General features: G+C 71.6%; 15 protein-coding genes. 8 read left to right on the forward strand and 7 right to left on the reverse strand.

The genetic code is table 11. The features are described from left to right. Positions 1–16: 16 nt before the first annotated feature. Positions 17–772, reverse strand: coding sequence for a ferritin-like fold-containing protein (locus tag ACFYW5_RS02430; RefSeq protein WP_389415065.1), 756 nt, complete (start codon positions 770–772; stop codon positions 17–19). Positions 773–1,263: 491 nt separating this feature from the next. Between ACFYW5_RS02430 and ACFYW5_RS02435 the strand changes: the two genes are divergently transcribed. Continuing rightward, positions 1,264–3,996, forward strand: a complete 2,733-nt coding sequence (locus ACFYW5_RS02435; protein ID WP_389415066.1) for a DEAD/DEAH box helicase — start codon at positions 1,264–1,266, stop codon at positions 3,994–3,996. Positions 3,997–4,394: 398 nt separating this feature from the next. After that, on the forward strand, positions 4,395–5,252 hold the full coding sequence (locus tag ACFYW5_RS02440) for an alpha/beta fold hydrolase (protein WP_389415067.1): 858 nt from the start codon (positions 4,395–4,397) through the stop codon (positions 5,250–5,252). Positions 5,253–5,302: 50 nt separating this feature from the next. Here ACFYW5_RS02440 and ACFYW5_RS02445 read toward each other — a convergent pair whose 3' ends face one another. Next, positions 5,303–6,193, reverse strand: coding sequence for an NYN domain-containing protein (locus ACFYW5_RS02445; RefSeq protein WP_389415068.1), 891 nt, complete (start codon positions 6,191–6,193; stop codon positions 5,303–5,305). Positions 6,194–6,387: 194 nt separating this feature from the next. Between ACFYW5_RS02445 and ACFYW5_RS02450 the strand changes: the two genes are divergently transcribed. Next, positions 6,388–6,540, forward strand: coding sequence for a hypothetical protein (locus ACFYW5_RS02450; protein WP_202485837.1), 153 nt, complete (start codon positions 6,388–6,390; stop codon positions 6,538–6,540). Positions 6,541–6,621: 81 nt separating this feature from the next. On the opposite strand, the gene ACFYW5_RS02455 is transcribed toward ACFYW5_RS02450, so the two are convergent. The 4 genes from ACFYW5_RS02455 to ACFYW5_RS02470 form a co-directional block, all read right to left on the reverse strand. Then, a complete protein-coding gene (locus ACFYW5_RS02455; protein WP_389415069.1) occupies positions 6,622–7,227 on the reverse strand; it encodes a MarC family protein in 606 nt (201 codons plus the stop codon). Positions 7,228–7,280: 53 nt separating this feature from the next. Continuing rightward, positions 7,281–8,138 (reverse strand): PHP domain-containing protein, encoded by an 858-nt coding sequence (locus ACFYW5_RS02460; RefSeq protein ID WP_389415070.1) that lies wholly within the window; start codon positions 8,136–8,138, stop codon positions 7,281–7,283. A 206-nt stretch (positions 8,139–8,344) separates the two neighbouring features. Continuing rightward, positions 8,345–8,986: a DUF6758 family protein gene (locus ACFYW5_RS02465; protein ID WP_389415071.1), complete on the reverse strand. Its 642-nt coding sequence runs from the start codon at positions 8,984–8,986 to the stop codon at positions 8,345–8,347. Positions 8,987–9,208: 222 nt separating this feature from the next. Next, entirely contained in the window at positions 9,209–9,793 is a 585-nt protein-coding gene (locus tag ACFYW5_RS02470; protein ID WP_389415072.1) for a suppressor of fused domain protein, read from the reverse strand. Positions 9,794–10,258: 465 nt separating this feature from the next. On the opposite strand from ACFYW5_RS02470, the gene ACFYW5_RS02475 reads away from it, so the two are divergent. Both ACFYW5_RS02475 and ACFYW5_RS02480 read left to right on the forward strand, forming a co-directional pair. Then, positions 10,259–11,386, forward strand: a complete 1,128-nt coding sequence (locus ACFYW5_RS02475; RefSeq protein WP_389415073.1) for a magnesium and cobalt transport protein CorA — start codon at positions 10,259–10,261, stop codon at positions 11,384–11,386. A 33-nt stretch (positions 11,387–11,419) separates the two neighbouring features. After that, complete coding sequence (locus ACFYW5_RS02480) at positions 11,420–11,932, forward strand: hypothetical protein (RefSeq protein ID WP_389415074.1); 513 nt, start codon at positions 11,420–11,422, stop codon at positions 11,930–11,932. 5 nt (positions 11,933–11,937) lie between these two features. On the opposite strand, the gene ACFYW5_RS02485 is transcribed toward ACFYW5_RS02480, so the two are convergent. Further along, positions 11,938–12,669, reverse strand: coding sequence for a hypothetical protein (locus ACFYW5_RS02485; RefSeq protein WP_389415075.1), 732 nt, complete (start codon positions 12,667–12,669; stop codon positions 11,938–11,940). A 177-nt stretch (positions 12,670–12,846) separates the two neighbouring features. On the opposite strand from ACFYW5_RS02485, the gene ACFYW5_RS02490 reads away from it, so the two are divergent. The 3 genes from ACFYW5_RS02490 to ACFYW5_RS02500 are packed head-to-tail and all read left to right on the forward strand — an operon-like array spanning position 12,847 to position 15,899. Continuing rightward, the gene (locus ACFYW5_RS02490) at positions 12,847–14,145 is read left to right on the forward strand and encodes a magnesium transporter MgtE N-terminal domain-containing protein (protein ID WP_389415076.1); all 1,299 of its coding nucleotides are present in this window, start codon (positions 12,847–12,849) and stop codon (positions 14,143–14,145) included. Beyond that, the gene (locus ACFYW5_RS02495) at positions 14,135–14,722 is read left to right on the forward strand and encodes a DUF1003 domain-containing protein (protein ID WP_389415077.1); all 588 of its coding nucleotides are present in this window, start codon (positions 14,135–14,137) and stop codon (positions 14,720–14,722) included. Before ACFYW5_RS02490 ends, ACFYW5_RS02495 begins: the two co-directional genes overlap by 11 nt. A gap of 43 nt (positions 14,723–14,765) precedes the next feature. Next, positions 14,766–15,899 (forward strand): Mrp/NBP35 family ATP-binding protein, encoded by a 1,134-nt coding sequence (locus ACFYW5_RS02500; RefSeq protein ID WP_389415078.1) that lies wholly within the window; start codon positions 14,766–14,768, stop codon positions 15,897–15,899. Positions 15,900–15,931 lie beyond the last annotated feature (32 nt).

The raw sequence follows: 15,931 nt of genomic DNA on the forward strand, positions 1-15,931 counted from the left end.
ACCGGCCCCCGGAGCGCTACGCCGCCAGGCCCAGCGCGGCCATCCGCTTCGTGTGCGCCTCGGTGATCCGGGAGAACATCCGGCCGACCTCAGCGAGGTCGAACCCGTCCGCCACTCCGCCGACCAGCATCGTCGACAGCGCGTCCCGGTCGGCGACCACCCGCTGGGACTGCGACAGGGCCTCGCCCATGAGGCGCCGCGCCCACAGGGCGAGCCGTCCGCCCACGCGGGGTTCGGCGTCGATGGCGGCCCGCACCTTCTCCACCGCGAACCCGGCGTGCCCCGTGTCGTCCAGCACGCCGAGGACCAGCTCCCGGGTGTCCGAGTCGAGCCGGGCCGCGACCTCCCGGTAGAAGTCGCTGGCGATCGAGTCACCGACGTAGGCCTTGACGAGCCCCTCCAGCCAGTCCGACGGCGCCGTCTGCTTGTGGAAGCCGTCCAGCGCGGCGACGAACGGCTCCATCGCCCGGGTCGGCTCCTCACCGATCGACGTCAGCCGGTCGCGCAACCGCTCGAAGTGGTGGAACTCGGCCGACGCCATCTTCGCCAGCTCCGCCTTGTCCGCCAGCGTCGGCGCCAGCTTGGCGTCCTCCGCGAGCCGTTCGAACGCCGCCAGCTCCCCGTACGCGAGCGCGCCGAGCAGGTCCACGACCGCGGCGCGGTACTGCGGGTCGGCGGAAGCGGTCGCCCAGTCCTGGGCGGCGACGCCGGTGTGTTCGACGGGGGCTTCCGAGCTGTCCGTGGCGGGGTCAGGCTTGTCAGAGGTGGTCATGCAGCGCACAATAGCTCGCTCGTCGCACGGGGGAAGTCCCTGGTCAATCACTGTGACGACGACTACGTGACCAATTCGGCCATCGCATGTGCGCGATTCCGGGGTATGGTGGTAATGCGCCTGCTGAGTACGTCGACGCAATTCGACGCTGTCTCTCCAGGCCGCACGTATGAGGATGCCCGGTCGGTGGCCCGATCGGCTCCGACCCGACAGCCCCTCGTCCGTACGGCACAGTGCGTACGGATTCCCGGGGGGACACCCTCAGCGGTACGAGCGCTAGAGCGTCGGCAGTGGTCCCGTGCCTTACGGCCCGACCGTATGGCAGCCGACGTCCCCGGCACGGTCCGTCAAAGACCCCCGCGCTCGCCTCGCACCGCGCACACAGAAGAGGCAGCACCCTGACTACGACTTTCCGCGATCTCGGGATTCTCACCGAGACGGCCGAGGCCCTCGAAGCCGTCGGCATCATCAACCCCTTCCCCATCCAGGAGATGACGCTCCCCGTGGCCCTCTCGGGCTCCGACGTCATCGGCCAGGCCAAGACCGGCACCGGCAAGACGCTGGGCTTCGGCCTGCCGCTGCTGGAGCGCGTCACCGTTCCCGCCGACGTGGAGGCCGGGCGCGCCAAGCCCGAGGACCTCACCGACGCCCCGCAGGCGCTCGTCGTGGTCCCCACCCGCGAGCTGTGCACGCAGGTCACCAACGACCTGCTGACCGCCGGCAAGGTGCGTAACGTCCGCGTTCTCGCGATCTACGGCGGCCGCGCCTACGAGCCTCAGGTCGAGGCCCTGAAGAAGGGCGTCGACGTCATCGTCGGCACCCCGGGCCGGCTGCTGGACCTCGCGGGCCAGAAGAAGCTCAACCTCAAGCACGTCAAGGCGCTCGTCCTCGACGAGGCCGACGAGATGCTCGACCTGGGCTTTCTGCCCGACGTCGAGAAGATCATCAACATGCTGCCGGCCCGCCGCCAGACCATGCTGTTCTCGGCGACCATGCCGGGCGCGGTCATCGGCCTCGCGCGCCGCTACATGTCGCAGCCCACCCACATCCGGGCCACGGCACCGGACGACGAGGGCGCGACCGTCGCGAACACCGCGCAGTACATCTACCGCGCGCACAACATGGACAAGCCCGAGATGGTCGCGCGGATACTGCAGGCCGACGGCCGCGGTCTCGCGATGGTCTTCTGCCGTACGAAGCGGACCGCGGCGGACCTCGCCGACCAGTTGCAGCAGCGTGGCTTCGCCTCCGGCGCGGTCCACGGCGACCTCGGCCAGGGCGCCCGCGAGCAGGCGCTGCGCGCCTTCCGCAACGGCAAGGTGGACGTGCTCGTCTGCACCGACGTCGCCGCTCGCGGCATCGACGTCGAGGGCGTCACGCACGTCATCAACTACCAGTCCCCCGAGGACGAGAAGACGTACCTGCACCGCATCGGCCGTACCGGCCGCGCGGGCGCCAAGGGCATCGCGATCACCCTCGTCGACTGGGACGACATCCCGCGCTGGCAGCTCATCAACAAGGCGCTGGACCTCGGGTTCAACGACCCGCCGGAGACGTACTCCACGTCCCCGCACCTCTTCGAGGAGCTGAGCATCCCCGCCGGCACCAAGGGCGTCCTGCCGCGCGCGGAGCGTACGCGCGCCGGGCTGGCGGCGGAGGAGGTCGAGGACCTCGGCGAGACCGGCGGTCGCGGTGCGCGTGACCGGGGTGGTCGAGGGGGCCGCGGTGACGGCCGGGGCGAGTCCCGTTCCGCCGAGCGCGAGCGTCAGGCCCGTACGCCGCGCCGTCGCCGCCGTACCCGCGGCGGAACGGCCCTGGACCCGGCCGCGGCTCCCGCCCCGTCCGCCACGGACGTTCCCGAGGCGGTCCCGGCCGCCGAGGAGACTGCGGCCCGCACCCCGCGCCGCCGTCGCCGCACCCGCGGCGGGGCAGCGCCGGAGTCGGCGCCGGCCACGTCCGCCGTGGCGGAGCCGGCGGAAGCCGCGCTCGACACGGCGGAGGCGACCGCCGAGGCCCCGGCCGAGCCGCGTCGCCGCCGTACCCGCAAGTCCGCGCAGCCGACGGTGACTTCGGCGGAGCAGACGGTCGTGGAGACCCCCGCACCGCTCGCCGAGACCACGGCGCCCGAGCCGGAGGCCACCAAGCCGCGCCGACGCACCCGCAAGACGGCCGAGCCGGCCGCCGAGGCCGCGGTCGACACGGCGGAGGCGACCGAGCCGAAGGCCCGCCGGACCCGCAAGGCAACGGCGGCCGCAGAGGCGGTAGTTGACACCGCCGAGACGACCGAGGCCAAGCCCCGCCGCACTCGCAAGGCAACGGCAGCCGCCGAGGCCGCAGTTGACACCGCCGAGACGACCGAGGTGACGAAGCCCCGCCGGACCCGCAAGACAACGGCTGCGGCGGAGACCGCGGTCGAGACGGCCGAGGCCGAGCCCCGCACCCGCAAGGCGGCGGAGGCGGCAGTCGACACCGCCGAGGAGCCGGCGGCCCCGCGCCGCCGGACCCGCAAGACGGCGGAAGCGGCGCTCGACACCGCCGAGGCCACCGAGGCCAAGGCACGCCGTACCCGCAAGGCGACGGCCACGGCGCCCGAGCCGGAGGCGACCACCGAGGCGAGCCCGCGCCGCACCCGCAAGGCCGCGGAAGCGGCGGTCGACACCGCGGAGGCCACCGAGGCCAAGCCCCGTCGGACCCGCAAGGCGACGGCTACGGCGGAGGCCGCGGTCGACACCGCCGAAACCGCCGAGGCCAAGCCCAAGGCACGCCGCACCCGCAAGACCGCCGAGCCGGCCGAGATCCCGGCCCAGGCCGCCGAGGAGCCGACGGCCCCGCGCCGCCGGACCCGCAAGACGGCGGAAGCGGCGCTCGACACCGCGGAGGCCACCGAGGCCAAGCCCAAGGTCCGCCGCACCCGCAAGGCCGCCGAAACGGCGTCCGAGCCGGAGGCAGCCGCCGAAGCCAAGCCGCGCCGCACCCGCAAGACGGCGGAGACGGTGGTCGACACCGCCGAGGAGCCGACGGCCCCGCGCCGCCGGACCCGCAAGACGGCGGAAGCGGCGGTCGACACCGCCGAGGCCAAGCCCAAGGCACGCCGTACCCGCAAGGCAGCCGAGACGGCCGTGATCCCGGCCCAGGCCACGGAGACCGCGGAGGTCGCCGAGGCGAAGCCCAGGGCCCGCCGCACGCGCAAGGCGACGGTCGCCGCAGAGCCCACGGAGAGCTGATCTCCGACCAGAACGGCCCGGCCCCACCCCAGGTGGGACCGGGCCGTTCGCTTTCCCCAGTGCCGGTGGGCCCAACCCGCCCGCGCAGGGCCCCTGCCCCAGCACGGTGAGAACCTCGCCGCACCCACGACCCCGCCCCCCATAAGGGCGCAGGCCCCCCCCGGGCAGGAGCCCACCCCAAACCCGACGCAACCCTGCCCCACCCACGACGGAGCACCGCCCCACCCCCATAGGGACGCACGCCCACCCCGGCAGGACCCCGCCCCAGGCCGCGACAAACGCGGTCCGCCCCGCGCAGGAGCCCCGCCCCACACCCGACGGAGCCCGCCACACATCCGACGGAGCCCCGCCCCACCCACGACAGTCCCCGCCCCCCCCACCCCGCTACCCTCGCCCCCGTGACCACCCCCGCTCCTCCCCCCACCCCCCGCGCCTACCCCCTGCACACCCCCCGCGGAGACTTCGCCGTAATCGACTCCCCCGTATCCCCCGGAGTGGAAGCGCGGGGTGTCGCCCTCCTGCTCCCCGGCTTCACCGGCAGCAAGGAGGACTTCACCCTCCTGCACGCGCCGCTCGCCGCACGCGGATACCGGAGCGTGGCCGTGGACGGTCGGGGACAGTACGAGTCGGACGGCCCTGCGGACGACGAATCCGCATACGCGCAAGAGGAGTTGGCGCAAGACGTCCTCGCGCAGGCGGAAGCCGTCGGCGCCCCCGTCCATCTGCTCGGGCACTCCCTCGGCGGCCAGATCGCCCGGGCCGCCGTGCTCCTCGACCCCTCCCCCTTCCGGTCGTTGACGCTCGTCGCGTCGGGCCCCGCCGAGATCTCCGTGTCCCAGCAGCAGCGCGTCAAGCTGCTCCGCGACGCGCTCGCCGTGATGACGATGCCGGAGGTGTGGGAGGCGATCCTGGCCATGGGGCCGCCCGAGGAGGTCGGCGGACCGGCCCGCGGGATCGGCGGGCCCGAGCATCTGCGCCGCCGCTGGCTCGGCACCAAGCCCGCCCAACTCGCCGCCACCGGGCACCAGTTGTGCACCGAGCCGGACAGGGTCGCCGAACTGGCCGCCGTACCGCTGCCGTTCCATGTGCTGTCGGGCGAGAAGGACGACACCTGGCCGGTCCCGCTCCTCGACGACATGGCGCTACGGCTGCACGCCCGCCGCACCGTCGTCCCCGGCGCCGAGCACTCCCCCAACGCCGAACAGCCCTTCGCCACCGCCCAGGCCCTCGCCGACTTCTGGGACGGCGACGGTTAGCCCGCGTATCAGACCCCGCGACGCCGGATGATCCAGTCGGGAGGGCCTGCCTAGTACTGCGCCTGGAGATGCCCCCAGAACCCGTCCCGCAGCGCCCGCCGCAGGTCCGCCTGGCCGCGCAGGGAGTACTGGAGCATCCCCTCCGCCTCCACCAGCAGGTCCTGGTCGACGGAGCCCGGCAGATAGGGGTGCCCGGGGAGCAGTTCCACCAGAGCCTCCCTGCCCCGTGCCGCCAGCCACTTCGCCGCGATCTGGGCGCCCACGAAACGGACGTCCTCGCGGGTGGGCCGGGCCGCGGTCCCCTCGGAGGCGGCCGTGCGCCGGGAGACGTACGGCTTGAAGAAGTCGAGGTCGAGGGTGCGCTGGCTGTCGACCTCCCAGAGCAGCGGCTCGGCCTGGTTGCGCCCCTCCGGCGCCTCGATGCCCCACAGATGGACCCGGGCGCCGTACCCCTGCGCCGCCTCCACCGCGGAGACCAGGTCCTCGTCGCCGCCGAGGAGGGCGGCGTCGCTGATGGCGCGGTGCCGGGCGAGGGACTCCAGGTCGGTGCGGATCAGGGAGTCGACGCCCTTCTGCTGGTTGCTGGAGTTGAGGTTGCCGAGCCGCACCTTGACGTCCGGCAGTTCGGCGATCGACTGCTGCTCGGCGGTATGGATGCGGCGCCGGGCGCCGTCGTACCAGTAGACGCGGAGCAGTCTGCTGTCCGCGAAGATCGTCCGGGCCCGGTCGATGAGCGCCTCGATCAGCCCCTCGGTGTCCAGGTCGAAAGCGCGCCGGTCCTCGGTCCCGGCGACGAGCCGGCCCGCGGCGGCGTACAGATAGCCCGCGTCGACGAAGATCGCATGGGTCGAGGGTGTCTTCGCCACCTCGGCGAGCATGCGCTGAAGCAACTCGTTGGTGCGGTCGATACGGGCGCCGAGCGCCGTGAGGTCGTCGTTCATCGCCTCCATTGTCCCGGCGGTCACGCTGCGAACACAACCGGTCCCGCTCGGTCCCGGCCGTGCCGCTTACCGGTCAGTAATTAGCCGTTCGAAAAATTTCTTTAGCGTAGGGAATGTTTGTAACAAACAAGCCGTTGACTATCTACGTACACAGCAATTCTCCTCAGGAGGATGACCAGACGAAGGGAGAAGCCATGCGCTTCGAGATCATGCGACTCGACGAGGTCGACGGCACGACCGTGGACAGCACCGTCGTGGACGCCGCCTCCGTCAACCGGATCGTGCAGCAGGCAGCCGCCATCGGGCAGCGCCTGTGGATCCGCCCGGCCGACACCACGGCCTCGTAACAGACGCGGATCACCGCTGACGCTTCAGAGCCCCCGCACGGCACCGATGCCGTACGGGGGCTCTGCGCTGTGCCGAGGGGTTCAGGAGCCCTGGATCACCTGTGTGACGCCGTTGATGATCTGCTGTACGGCGATCGCGGAGAGCATCATGCCCGCGAGCCGGGTCACCAGCACCACGCCACCGTCCTTGATGACCCGGATGATCAGCAGCGAGTACCGCATCACCAGCCACAGCACGACATGGATGGCGAGGATCGCCGTCCACACCGAGACCTGCATGGTCACGCTGTCGGCCTTCTGCACGGCCAGGATGACGGACACGATCGCACCGGGGCCCGCCAGCAGCGGCATGCCGAGCGGCACGAGGGCGACGTTGACGTCCTTGGTCTGCTTCGGCTCGTCCGTCTTGCCGGTGAGCAGGTCCAGGGCGATGAGCAGGAGCAGCAGCCCGCCCGCGATCATCAGCGCGGGCACGGACACATGCAGATAGGCGAGGATCTGGTGGCCGAGGACCCCGAAGACGGTGATCACGCCGCCGGCCACGCAGACGGCCTGGAACGCCATCCGCCGCTGCACCTTGGCCGGACGGCCCGAGGTCAGCGCGAGGAAGATCGGGGTGATCCCAGGGGGATCCATGATGACAAAAAGGGTCAGAAAGAGTGAGCCGAAGACGGCGACGTCGAACATCAGTGAAGAGGCCTTGCGAAGAAGCGAACGTGATGGACGAGGGAGGAGGTGTCTCAGGCTCCGCCGGTCCCCGGAACCGGGAACGCCCCCGTCGCGCGCCGCGTGATCTCGCCGTAGACCTCGGGGTCGGTCGTGTACTCGCCGAGCACACAGGTCTTGCGGCTGCCGTGGTAGTCGCTGGAGCCGGTCATCAGCAGACCGAGCTCCTTGGCGAGGCCGCGCAGCCGCGCCCGGGTGTCCGGGTCGTGGTCCATGTGGTCGACCTCGATGCCGTCGAGTCCGGCCGCGGCGAGCTCCGCGATGGCCGACTCGGGGACCGTACGGCCTCGCTTGGCGGCCGCCGGGTGTGCGAACACGGCGACTCCGCCCGCGCCCTTGATCAGCCGGATCGCCTCGAAGGGATCCGTCTCGTGCTTGGCCACGAAGGCCCGTCCGCCGTCGGCCAGCCAGTCCTGGGTGAAGGCGTCACCCACGGTCGGCACGACCCCGAGCTCGACGAGCGCGGAGGCGACGTGCGGGCGCCCGACGGAGCCGTCCCCGGCGATCCGCAGGACCTGCTCCCACGTCACCGGCACACCCAGCTCGTTCAGCCTGGCGACCATCCCCTGGGCACGCGGCACCCGGTCGTCCCGCACCAGCTCACGCTCGGCGAGCAGCGCCGGCTCCTCGGGATCGAAGAGGTAGGCCAGCATGTGCATGCTGATCCCGTCGAGGCGGCAGGACAGTTCGGCACCGGTGACCAGCGTCAGCCCCTCGGGCAGTGCCGCGACGGCCTCGGCGTGCCCACGGGTGGTGTCGTGATCGGTGAGCGCCACGACGTCGAGCCCGGCAGCGGCGGCGTTGCGCACCAGCTCGGCAGGCGTGTCCGTGCCGTCGGAAGCGGTGGAGTGAGTGTGCAGATCGATACGCACGCGCGTGCTCCAACGGGCCGGGACGGACGGGGGACACGCCAAGGATAACCGCTGATTCAGCCGCTCATGTCACACCCGCAGCCCAGGTTCACTTCTTACGAACGCCCTGTGCGACGCCTCTGAAAGGGGCGCGGGGAACTGCGCGACCAGCCAAGGACGCCCCGCAGCCGCCCAACAAACACGCACCCCCACCCCGGGAGGCGCCCTTAGGGCTCCAGCAAGCGCGGCGACAACGCCCCGCACGGCACCAGGTCCAGCTCGGCCCCCGCGTCCCGCAGATCCGTCAGCACCAGCTCGTCGTACATCAGCAGACCCGTCTGCTCGGGCCAGACCACGGCCCACAGCCACAGCCCCCGGGCCTCACCGGCGAACACGGCCCGGTCGTCCGGCGTCTTGGTGACATGCCACAGCGGAGTCGGCCGCCCGGCGGCCAGCACCTTGGCCTGGGCCGGCTTGTCGACGTTCATGTACGGCCCCGGGTCCGGCCCGTCGATCCCCGCGTACCGCGCCCCGAGCCCGACCCCCAGCTCCTCGGCGACCAGGATCAGCTCCCCCAGGCCGCCCAGGGGTCCGGGACCGGAGCAGGCGACCGCCGTCGCGCGTCCGCCGCTGCGGTCGTCCCCCGCGCAGGCCACGCCCGTGAACAGCCATCCGACCGGCAAGGGCCACGGCATCCACACCGGCACCTGGGTGCGATGCACGACGACGCTGAGAGCCTCGACGCTGGGCGGGATCACGGGCTGCAGCGGATGCACGGTGCCGTGGACATCGCACTGCCAGGAATCGGCGAAGAGTCCGGGAGCCCTGACCCGGCCACCACACTTCGGGCAACTGGGTTCGCCCCTCATAGGGCTCCACGGTCCTACCCCTTCCGCGCCACGTCAAGGACGATCACCCGTCCGGGCGGAAGCAGCCGACCGACCCGATTTAGATGCAGTCAGCATCTATTGGGGCAGCCGGCTCACCAGGAAGGCGCTGGCGGAGGAGCCGGAGGCCCGGCACGCCGCGCCGGGGACGGTGTCAGCGTGTTCGCCAACTGGCCGTCCCCGATGGCCGGTTGGTGACCTTGCTCACGCCAGCGGGACCGAGGCGCGGGCCGGGTCCCTGAGGTCCGTCCCGTTCGCCAGCCAGCGCTCCTGGAGGGCCCCGGCGCCGTGCACGCGCTTCCACGCGGCCTCGTTCGGAGTCATCGGGAGCAGGGGCAGGAAGTGGACGGGGTCCAGGGGCTCATCCAGTTCCAGGTCCTCGACCAGACCGCCCGGCTCGGCGACCAGGACCGAGCTGAACGGGGCGCCGGGCCACAGCGGTTCACCGACGTCCAGGGAGGCGCCGGGCGCCACGACCACGCCCTCGACCTGCGGGGACGCGGCCAGTACGGCGAGCGGACGGAGGACCTTGTCGGTGTCGGCGAGGCCCGCCCGGACCGAGAGGACCAGCTCCGCGCGGGGGCCCCTGACGGGGTCGGCGACCACCGCGGTGGGGTCCGTCATGGGGTGCGCGGACATACCGAGGGTGGCGTAGCGGACGATGTCGTCCTCGTGGAAACGCAGCACCTCGATGCGGTCCGTCCCGAGGAAGGTGACCGCGGCGCGGGCGTCCGGTTCGCCCAGCGCGGAGCGCAAGCGAGCCTCGACCAGAGGAAGAACATCAGCCATGCGGCGAGCATAGAACTCGTCAGTACCGGGCAAAGCAGCGCCTTGACACTTCGGCCTGCTGCTACTCTGGCCCGGTGGTTCGGGGCAGCACGCAGAAGCGTCGCGGTCAAGCCCCGGACGCCGACGACACTCCCTTACGAGGGACCGGCCGGAGGAGGTGGGGCTGCAATGGATCGAAGTCGACCGTGCAGTAGCACCCGCTCTTCCCGCCGCTGACGTAGCTGCTCTGCTTCTAGCCGGCTGCCACCTCTCGCCTGCCTTTCACCGCGGAAGAGCCTTCGTTTCGTTTTGCCTGATCTGTCAGTCAGCAGCAGTAGCTGAATCAGCAGCGAAGTACGCCACCGCGACGGTGCGGTGCTCCCCGCTTTGTGGACGTGCCAAACATCCGCAGTCAGGACGTCCCCATTCCGGGCAGTTCCATCCGTCGAAGCGGCCTGTCGCTGCCTGCTCGCGAAGGAGCCTGCCATGTCGATGATCCGTGACCTGCGTGCCGCGGTCCGTCCGTCCCGTCCCTCCCTGAGCAAGGCCATGCGCATGGACGGCGGCGCGTACGACACCACCCGTGACCCCGGCACGCCCTCCGCCGTCGTCGACTGCGCCGTCTACCGTGACGGCGCGCGCGTCGAGTGCGGACGGCAGCTCAGCCCGCACGAGGCGATGCGCCAGGTGCGGCGCGACGGCGGGTTCGTGTGGATCGGGCTGCACGAGCCGACCGAGGCCGAATTCGCCGGTATCGCCTCGGAGTTCGGACTGCACCCGCTGGCCGTGGAGGACGCCGTCCAGGCCCATCAGCGGCCCAAGCTGGAGCGCTACGATGACTCCCTGTTCACCGTCTTCAAGACGGTCCACTACGTCGAGCACGCCGAACTCACCGCCACCAGCGAGGTGGTGGAGACCGGCGAGGTCATGTGCTTCACCGGCCGGGACTTCTTCATCACCGTCCGGCACGGCGGGCAGGGCTCGCTGCGGGCGCTGCGGCACCGGCTCCAGGACGACCCGGAGCTGCTCGCCAAGGGCCCGTCCGCGGTGCTGCACGCCATCGCCGACCATGTCGTCGACGGGTACATCGCCGTGGCCGACGCGCTCCAGGACGACATCGACGACGTGGAGACGGACGTCTTCTCGCCGGGCCGCAAGGGCACCCCGCGCGGCACGGACGCCGGCCGGATCTACCAACTCAAGCGCGAGATCCTGGAGTTCAAGCGGGCGGTGTCGCCGCTGCTGCGGCCGATGCAGCTGCTGAGCGAGCGGCCGATGCGGCTGATCGACCCGGACATCCAGAAGTACTTCCGGGACGTCGCCGACCACCTCGCCCGGGTCCAGGAGCAGGTCGTCGGCTTCGACGAGCTGCTCAACTCCATCCTCCAGGCCAACCTCGCGCAGGCGTCCGTGGCGCAGAACGAGGACATGCGGAAGATCACCTCGTGGGCCGCGATCATCGCCGTACCGACGATGGTCTGCGGGGTGTACGGCATGAACTTCGACTACATGCCCGAGACCCACTGGAAGTTCGGCTACCCGCTGGTCCTCGGTGTCACGGTGATGATCTGTCTCGGCATCCACCGCACGCTCAAGCGCAACGGCTGGCTCTAGGGAGCGTCCGGCGGGGCTGACTAGGCTGGGCTCATGACAAGTGAGCTGCTCGATCAGGCCCTCGTCGAGGAGGCCACGAAGAAGTCCGGGCTGATCTGGGTCAAGGGGCCCGGTGTCCCGGCCCGGACGCTGTGGCACGTGTGGCACGAGGGCGCGGCGTGTGTGGTCGGCGACGGGCCCGGCGAGCAGCCGCTGCCGGGGCTCGTCGACGGGGGCGAGGCCGAGGTCACGGTCCGCAGCAAGGACAAGGGCGGCCGGCTGGTCTCCTGGACGGCGAAGGTCGTGGAGCTGGCCTCGGGGTCCGAGCGGTGGGAGGCGACGGTCGCCGAGCTCAAGGGCAAGCGGCTGAACGCCCCGGACGGCGAGGCGATGCCGGAGCGCTGGAAGCGGGAGTGCCGCGTGCTGCGGCTGGAGCCCACGGGCTCGACCGCGCCGCTGCCGGACGGCGACCTGTCCTCGGCCCCGCTGCACTCGCCGGCGACCACGCGGGAGCCGATCCCCGCGGGGCTGCCGAAGCTGCTCATGAGGCGCCGCAAGCGCACCTAGCGCCCCTACGACGTCGGCAGCTGCCGGCCGTAGTCCACCGTCTCGGTCTTGTCCGGCTCCTCCAGGGTGAAGTTCTCGCCCCAGGAGGAGAAGGTCAGCGTGCCCGCGCCGCCGCCGCGCACCAGCCGCAGCGGATACGGCGTGCCCTCCAGCGAGACGTCCAGGGTGCCGCCGGAGCCGCCGTCGCCGGTGATGCGGACCGTGCGGGTGCCGGACTGCTCGTGGCGGCCGTCGGTCTCGACCTTGCCGTGCAGCGTGAGCAGGCCCTCCAGCAGCACGTCCGGATCGGTGAAGCCGCTGAACTTCTTGTACGAGGGATCGCCCTGCGGCACCTTGACGTACTTGCCGCTGAGCTTGGCGCTCGCCGCCGCGTCCGCGTCGCCGTCGCTCCAGAAGTCGGCGTCGGCCTTCAGGAACAGCTGGTCGTCGATCCTGAGCAGCCGGAAGGTCGCCCCCTCGGCGGTGACCGAGCCCACGCCCCCGTCGGACTTCAGCCGCATGTCGAGGGTGTACGTGCGCCCGCTGGTGACCACGCTCCCGGCCAGCCGTACCGCGTCGGCGGACTCGGCGGCGGCGAGGGTCTTGCGCTGGATCTGGTCGGCGGGCAGCTTGCCGACACCGTTCGTCCCCGCGTCGGGATCCTCACTGCCGCACCCCGCCAGACCCGTCACGGCCAGGGCACTCAGCGCACTCAGCAGCGCGGCCCGGCGGATGCGGCCCTGGGGAATCGCAGTCACAGGTGGGCTGCCTTTCTGACGGATCCTGATCGGCGTACGGCAGCGTACCGGGGTCCCGGAAGCCGGACGGAGCCAGTCCGGCCGGACCGCTCACCAGGGCGTATCCGAACGGGACGGGCTAGCCTGAAGCCCATCCGAGCGGGCATAGCCGGTGGAATCGGCCGAGGAGGTGCGGAAATGGCGGCGGGCACTCCCCGGGTCTTCGTGTCGCACCTCTCCGGCATCGCCGTCTTCGACCCGAACGGCGACCAGGTCGGCCGGGTCCGCGACCTGGTGGTCATGCTGCGCGTCGGCCGGCGACCGCCCCGGCTGCTCGGCCTCGTCGTCGAACTGTCCACCCGGCGCCGCATCTTCCTGCCCATGACCCGGGTGACCAGCATCGAGTCCGGCCAGGTCATCACCACCGGGGTGCTCAACGTCCGCCGCTTCGAGCAGCGGCCGACCGAGCGGCTGGTCTTCGGTGAGCTGCTGGACCGCCGGGTCACCCTCGTCGAGACCGGCGAGGAGGTCACGGTGCTGGATCTGTCGGTGCAGCAGCTGCCGGCCCGGCGGGACTGGGAGATCGACCGGGTGTTCGTGCGCAAGGGCGGCAAGAGCGGGCCGCTGCGGCGGGCCAGGGGCGAGTCGCTGACCGTCGAGTGGTCCGCCGTCACCGGGTTCTCGGCGGAGGAGAAGGGCCAGGGCGCCGAGAGCCTGCTCGCCACCTTCGAGCAGCTGCGCCCCGCCGACCTCGCCAACGTGCTGCACCACCTCTCCCCCAAGCGCCGCGCCGAGGTCGCCGCCGCCCTCGACGACGACCGGCTGGCCGACGTACTCGAAGAGCTGCCGGAGGACGACCAGATCGAGATCCTCGGCAAGCTGAAGGAGGAACGGGCCGCCGACGTCCTGGAGGCCATGGACCCCGACGACGCGGCCGACCTGCTCTCCGAGCTCCCGGAGGCGGACAAGGAGCGGCTGCTGAGCCTGATGGAGCCCGCCGACGCGGCCGACATGCGGCGGCTGATGGCGTACGAGGAGCACACGGCCGGCGGTCTGATGACGACCGAGCCGATCGTGCTGCGGCCCGACGCCACCGTCGCCGACGCGCTGGCCCGGGTCCGCAACGCCGACCTCTCCCCCGCGCTGGCCGCCCAGGTCTACGTCTGCCGCCCGCCCGACGAGACCCCGACCGGCAAGTACCTCGGCACGGTCCACTTCCAGCGCCTGCTGCGCGATCCGCCGTACACGCTCGTCAGCTCGCTGCTCGACGACGATCTGCAGCCGCTGGACCCGGACGCCGCGCTGCCCGTCGTCGCCGGTTTCTTCGCCACGTACGACATGGTCGCGGCGCCGGTCGTCGACGAGTCGGGCTCCCTGCTGGGCGCGATCACCGTGGACGACGTGCTGGACCACATGCTGCCCGAGGACTGGCGGGAGACCGAGTTCCACCTCGACGAGGACGAGGACGACGAGGAGGCGGCGGCGCATGGCTCCTGAGCGCGACGGCGGCCGGGAGCGCACGCTGTCCGGGGCGACCGCGTCCACCCGGCCGCGCGCCCGGCTGGACCAGCCCCGGGCGCCGCGCCGCCGGTTCCTGCCCGAGTACGACCCGGATGCCTTCGGGCGGTTCTCCGAGCGCATCGCCCGCTTCATCGGCACCGGGCGGTTCCTCGTCTGGATGACGGTCGTCATCATCGCGTGGGTACTGTGGAACATCTTCGCGCCCAAGGACCTGAAGTTCGACGAGTACCCGTTCATCTTCCTGACCCTGATGCTCTCGCTCCAGGCCTCCTACGCGGCCCCGCTGATCCTGCTCGCGCAGAACCGGCAGGACGACCGTGACCGGGTCAATCTCGAGCAGGACCGCAAACAGAACGAGCGGTCGATCGCGGACACCGAGTACCTGACCCGGGAGATCGCCGCACTGCGGATCGGACTCGGCGAGGTCGCCACCCGGGACTGGATCCGCTCCGAGCTGCAGGACGTGCTCAGGGAGCTGGACGGCCATCGCGCCGCAGGTCCGGTCGTATTCCCGGCAGAACGGCCGCACGGACGTGACGTAGACGACCGGTGACGGGCATCCCGGGGCCCCCGCGGGGCGCCGTACCATCGACCTTATGGCTACGGAAGACGCGGTGCGTGAAGCACTGTCGACGGTGAACGACCCCGAGATCAACCGCCCCATCACCGAACTCGGGATGGTCAAGTCGGTGGAGATCGGTGCGGACGGAACGGTCGCGGTCACCGTGTACCTGACGGTCTCCGGCTGCCCGATGCGGGAGACGATCACGCAGCGCGTCACGGAGGCGGTGTCCGGGGTCGAGGGCGTCACCCACGTCGACGTGACGCTGGACGTCATGAGCGACGAGCAGCGCAAGGAACTGGCGACCGCGCTGCGCGGCGGCCAGACCGAGCGCGAGGTCCCCTTCGCCAAGCCGGGCTCGCTGACCCGGGTGTACGCGGTCGCCTCCGGCAAGGGCGGCGTCGGCAAGTCGTCGGTGACGGTGAACCTGGCGGCGGCGATGGCGGCGGACGGGCTGAAGGTCGGTGTCGTGGACGCCGACATCTACGGTCACAGCGTGCCGCGCATGCTGGGCGCCGACGGCCGTCCGACCCAGGTCGAGAACATGATCATGCCGCCGTCCGCGCACGGCGTGAAGGTGATCTCCATCGGCATGTTCACGCCGGGCAACGCGCCCGTGGTGTGGCGCGGCCCGATGCTGCACCGGGCGCTCCAGCAGTTCCTGGCGGACGTGTACTGGGGCGACCTGGACGTCCTGCTGCTGGACCTGCCGCCCGGCACCGGTGACATCGCGATCTCGGTCGCCCAGCTGGTTCCGAACGCCGAGATCCTGGTGGTGACGACCCCGCAGCAGGCCGCCGCCGAGGTCGCCGAGCGGGCCGGCTCCATCGCCGTCCAGACCCACCAGAAGATCGTCGGCGTGGTCGAGAACATGTCGGGGCTGCCCTGCCCGCACTGCGACGAGATGGTCGACGTCTTCGGCACCGGCGGCGGCCAGACGGTCGCCGAGGGCCTGACCCGTACAACGGGTGCCACCGTCCCCGTGCTCGGCTCCATCCCGATCGACGTCCGCCTGCGCGAGGGCGGCGACGAGGGCAAGCCGGTGGTCCTGACGGACCCGGACAGCCCGGCGGGCAGCGCGCTGCGCGCCATCGCCGGAAAGCTGGGAGGGCGGCAGCGGGGCCTTTCGGGACTGTCCCTGGGGATCACGCCCAGGAACAAGTTCTAGAGAGCCGCACCTGGGGGGCGCCGTGGATGTCG

Origin of the sequence: Streptomyces sp. NPDC002779 (assembly GCF_042888685.1) — a bacterium.
Lineage (GTDB): Bacteria > Actinomycetota > Actinomycetes > Streptomycetales > Streptomycetaceae > Streptomyces.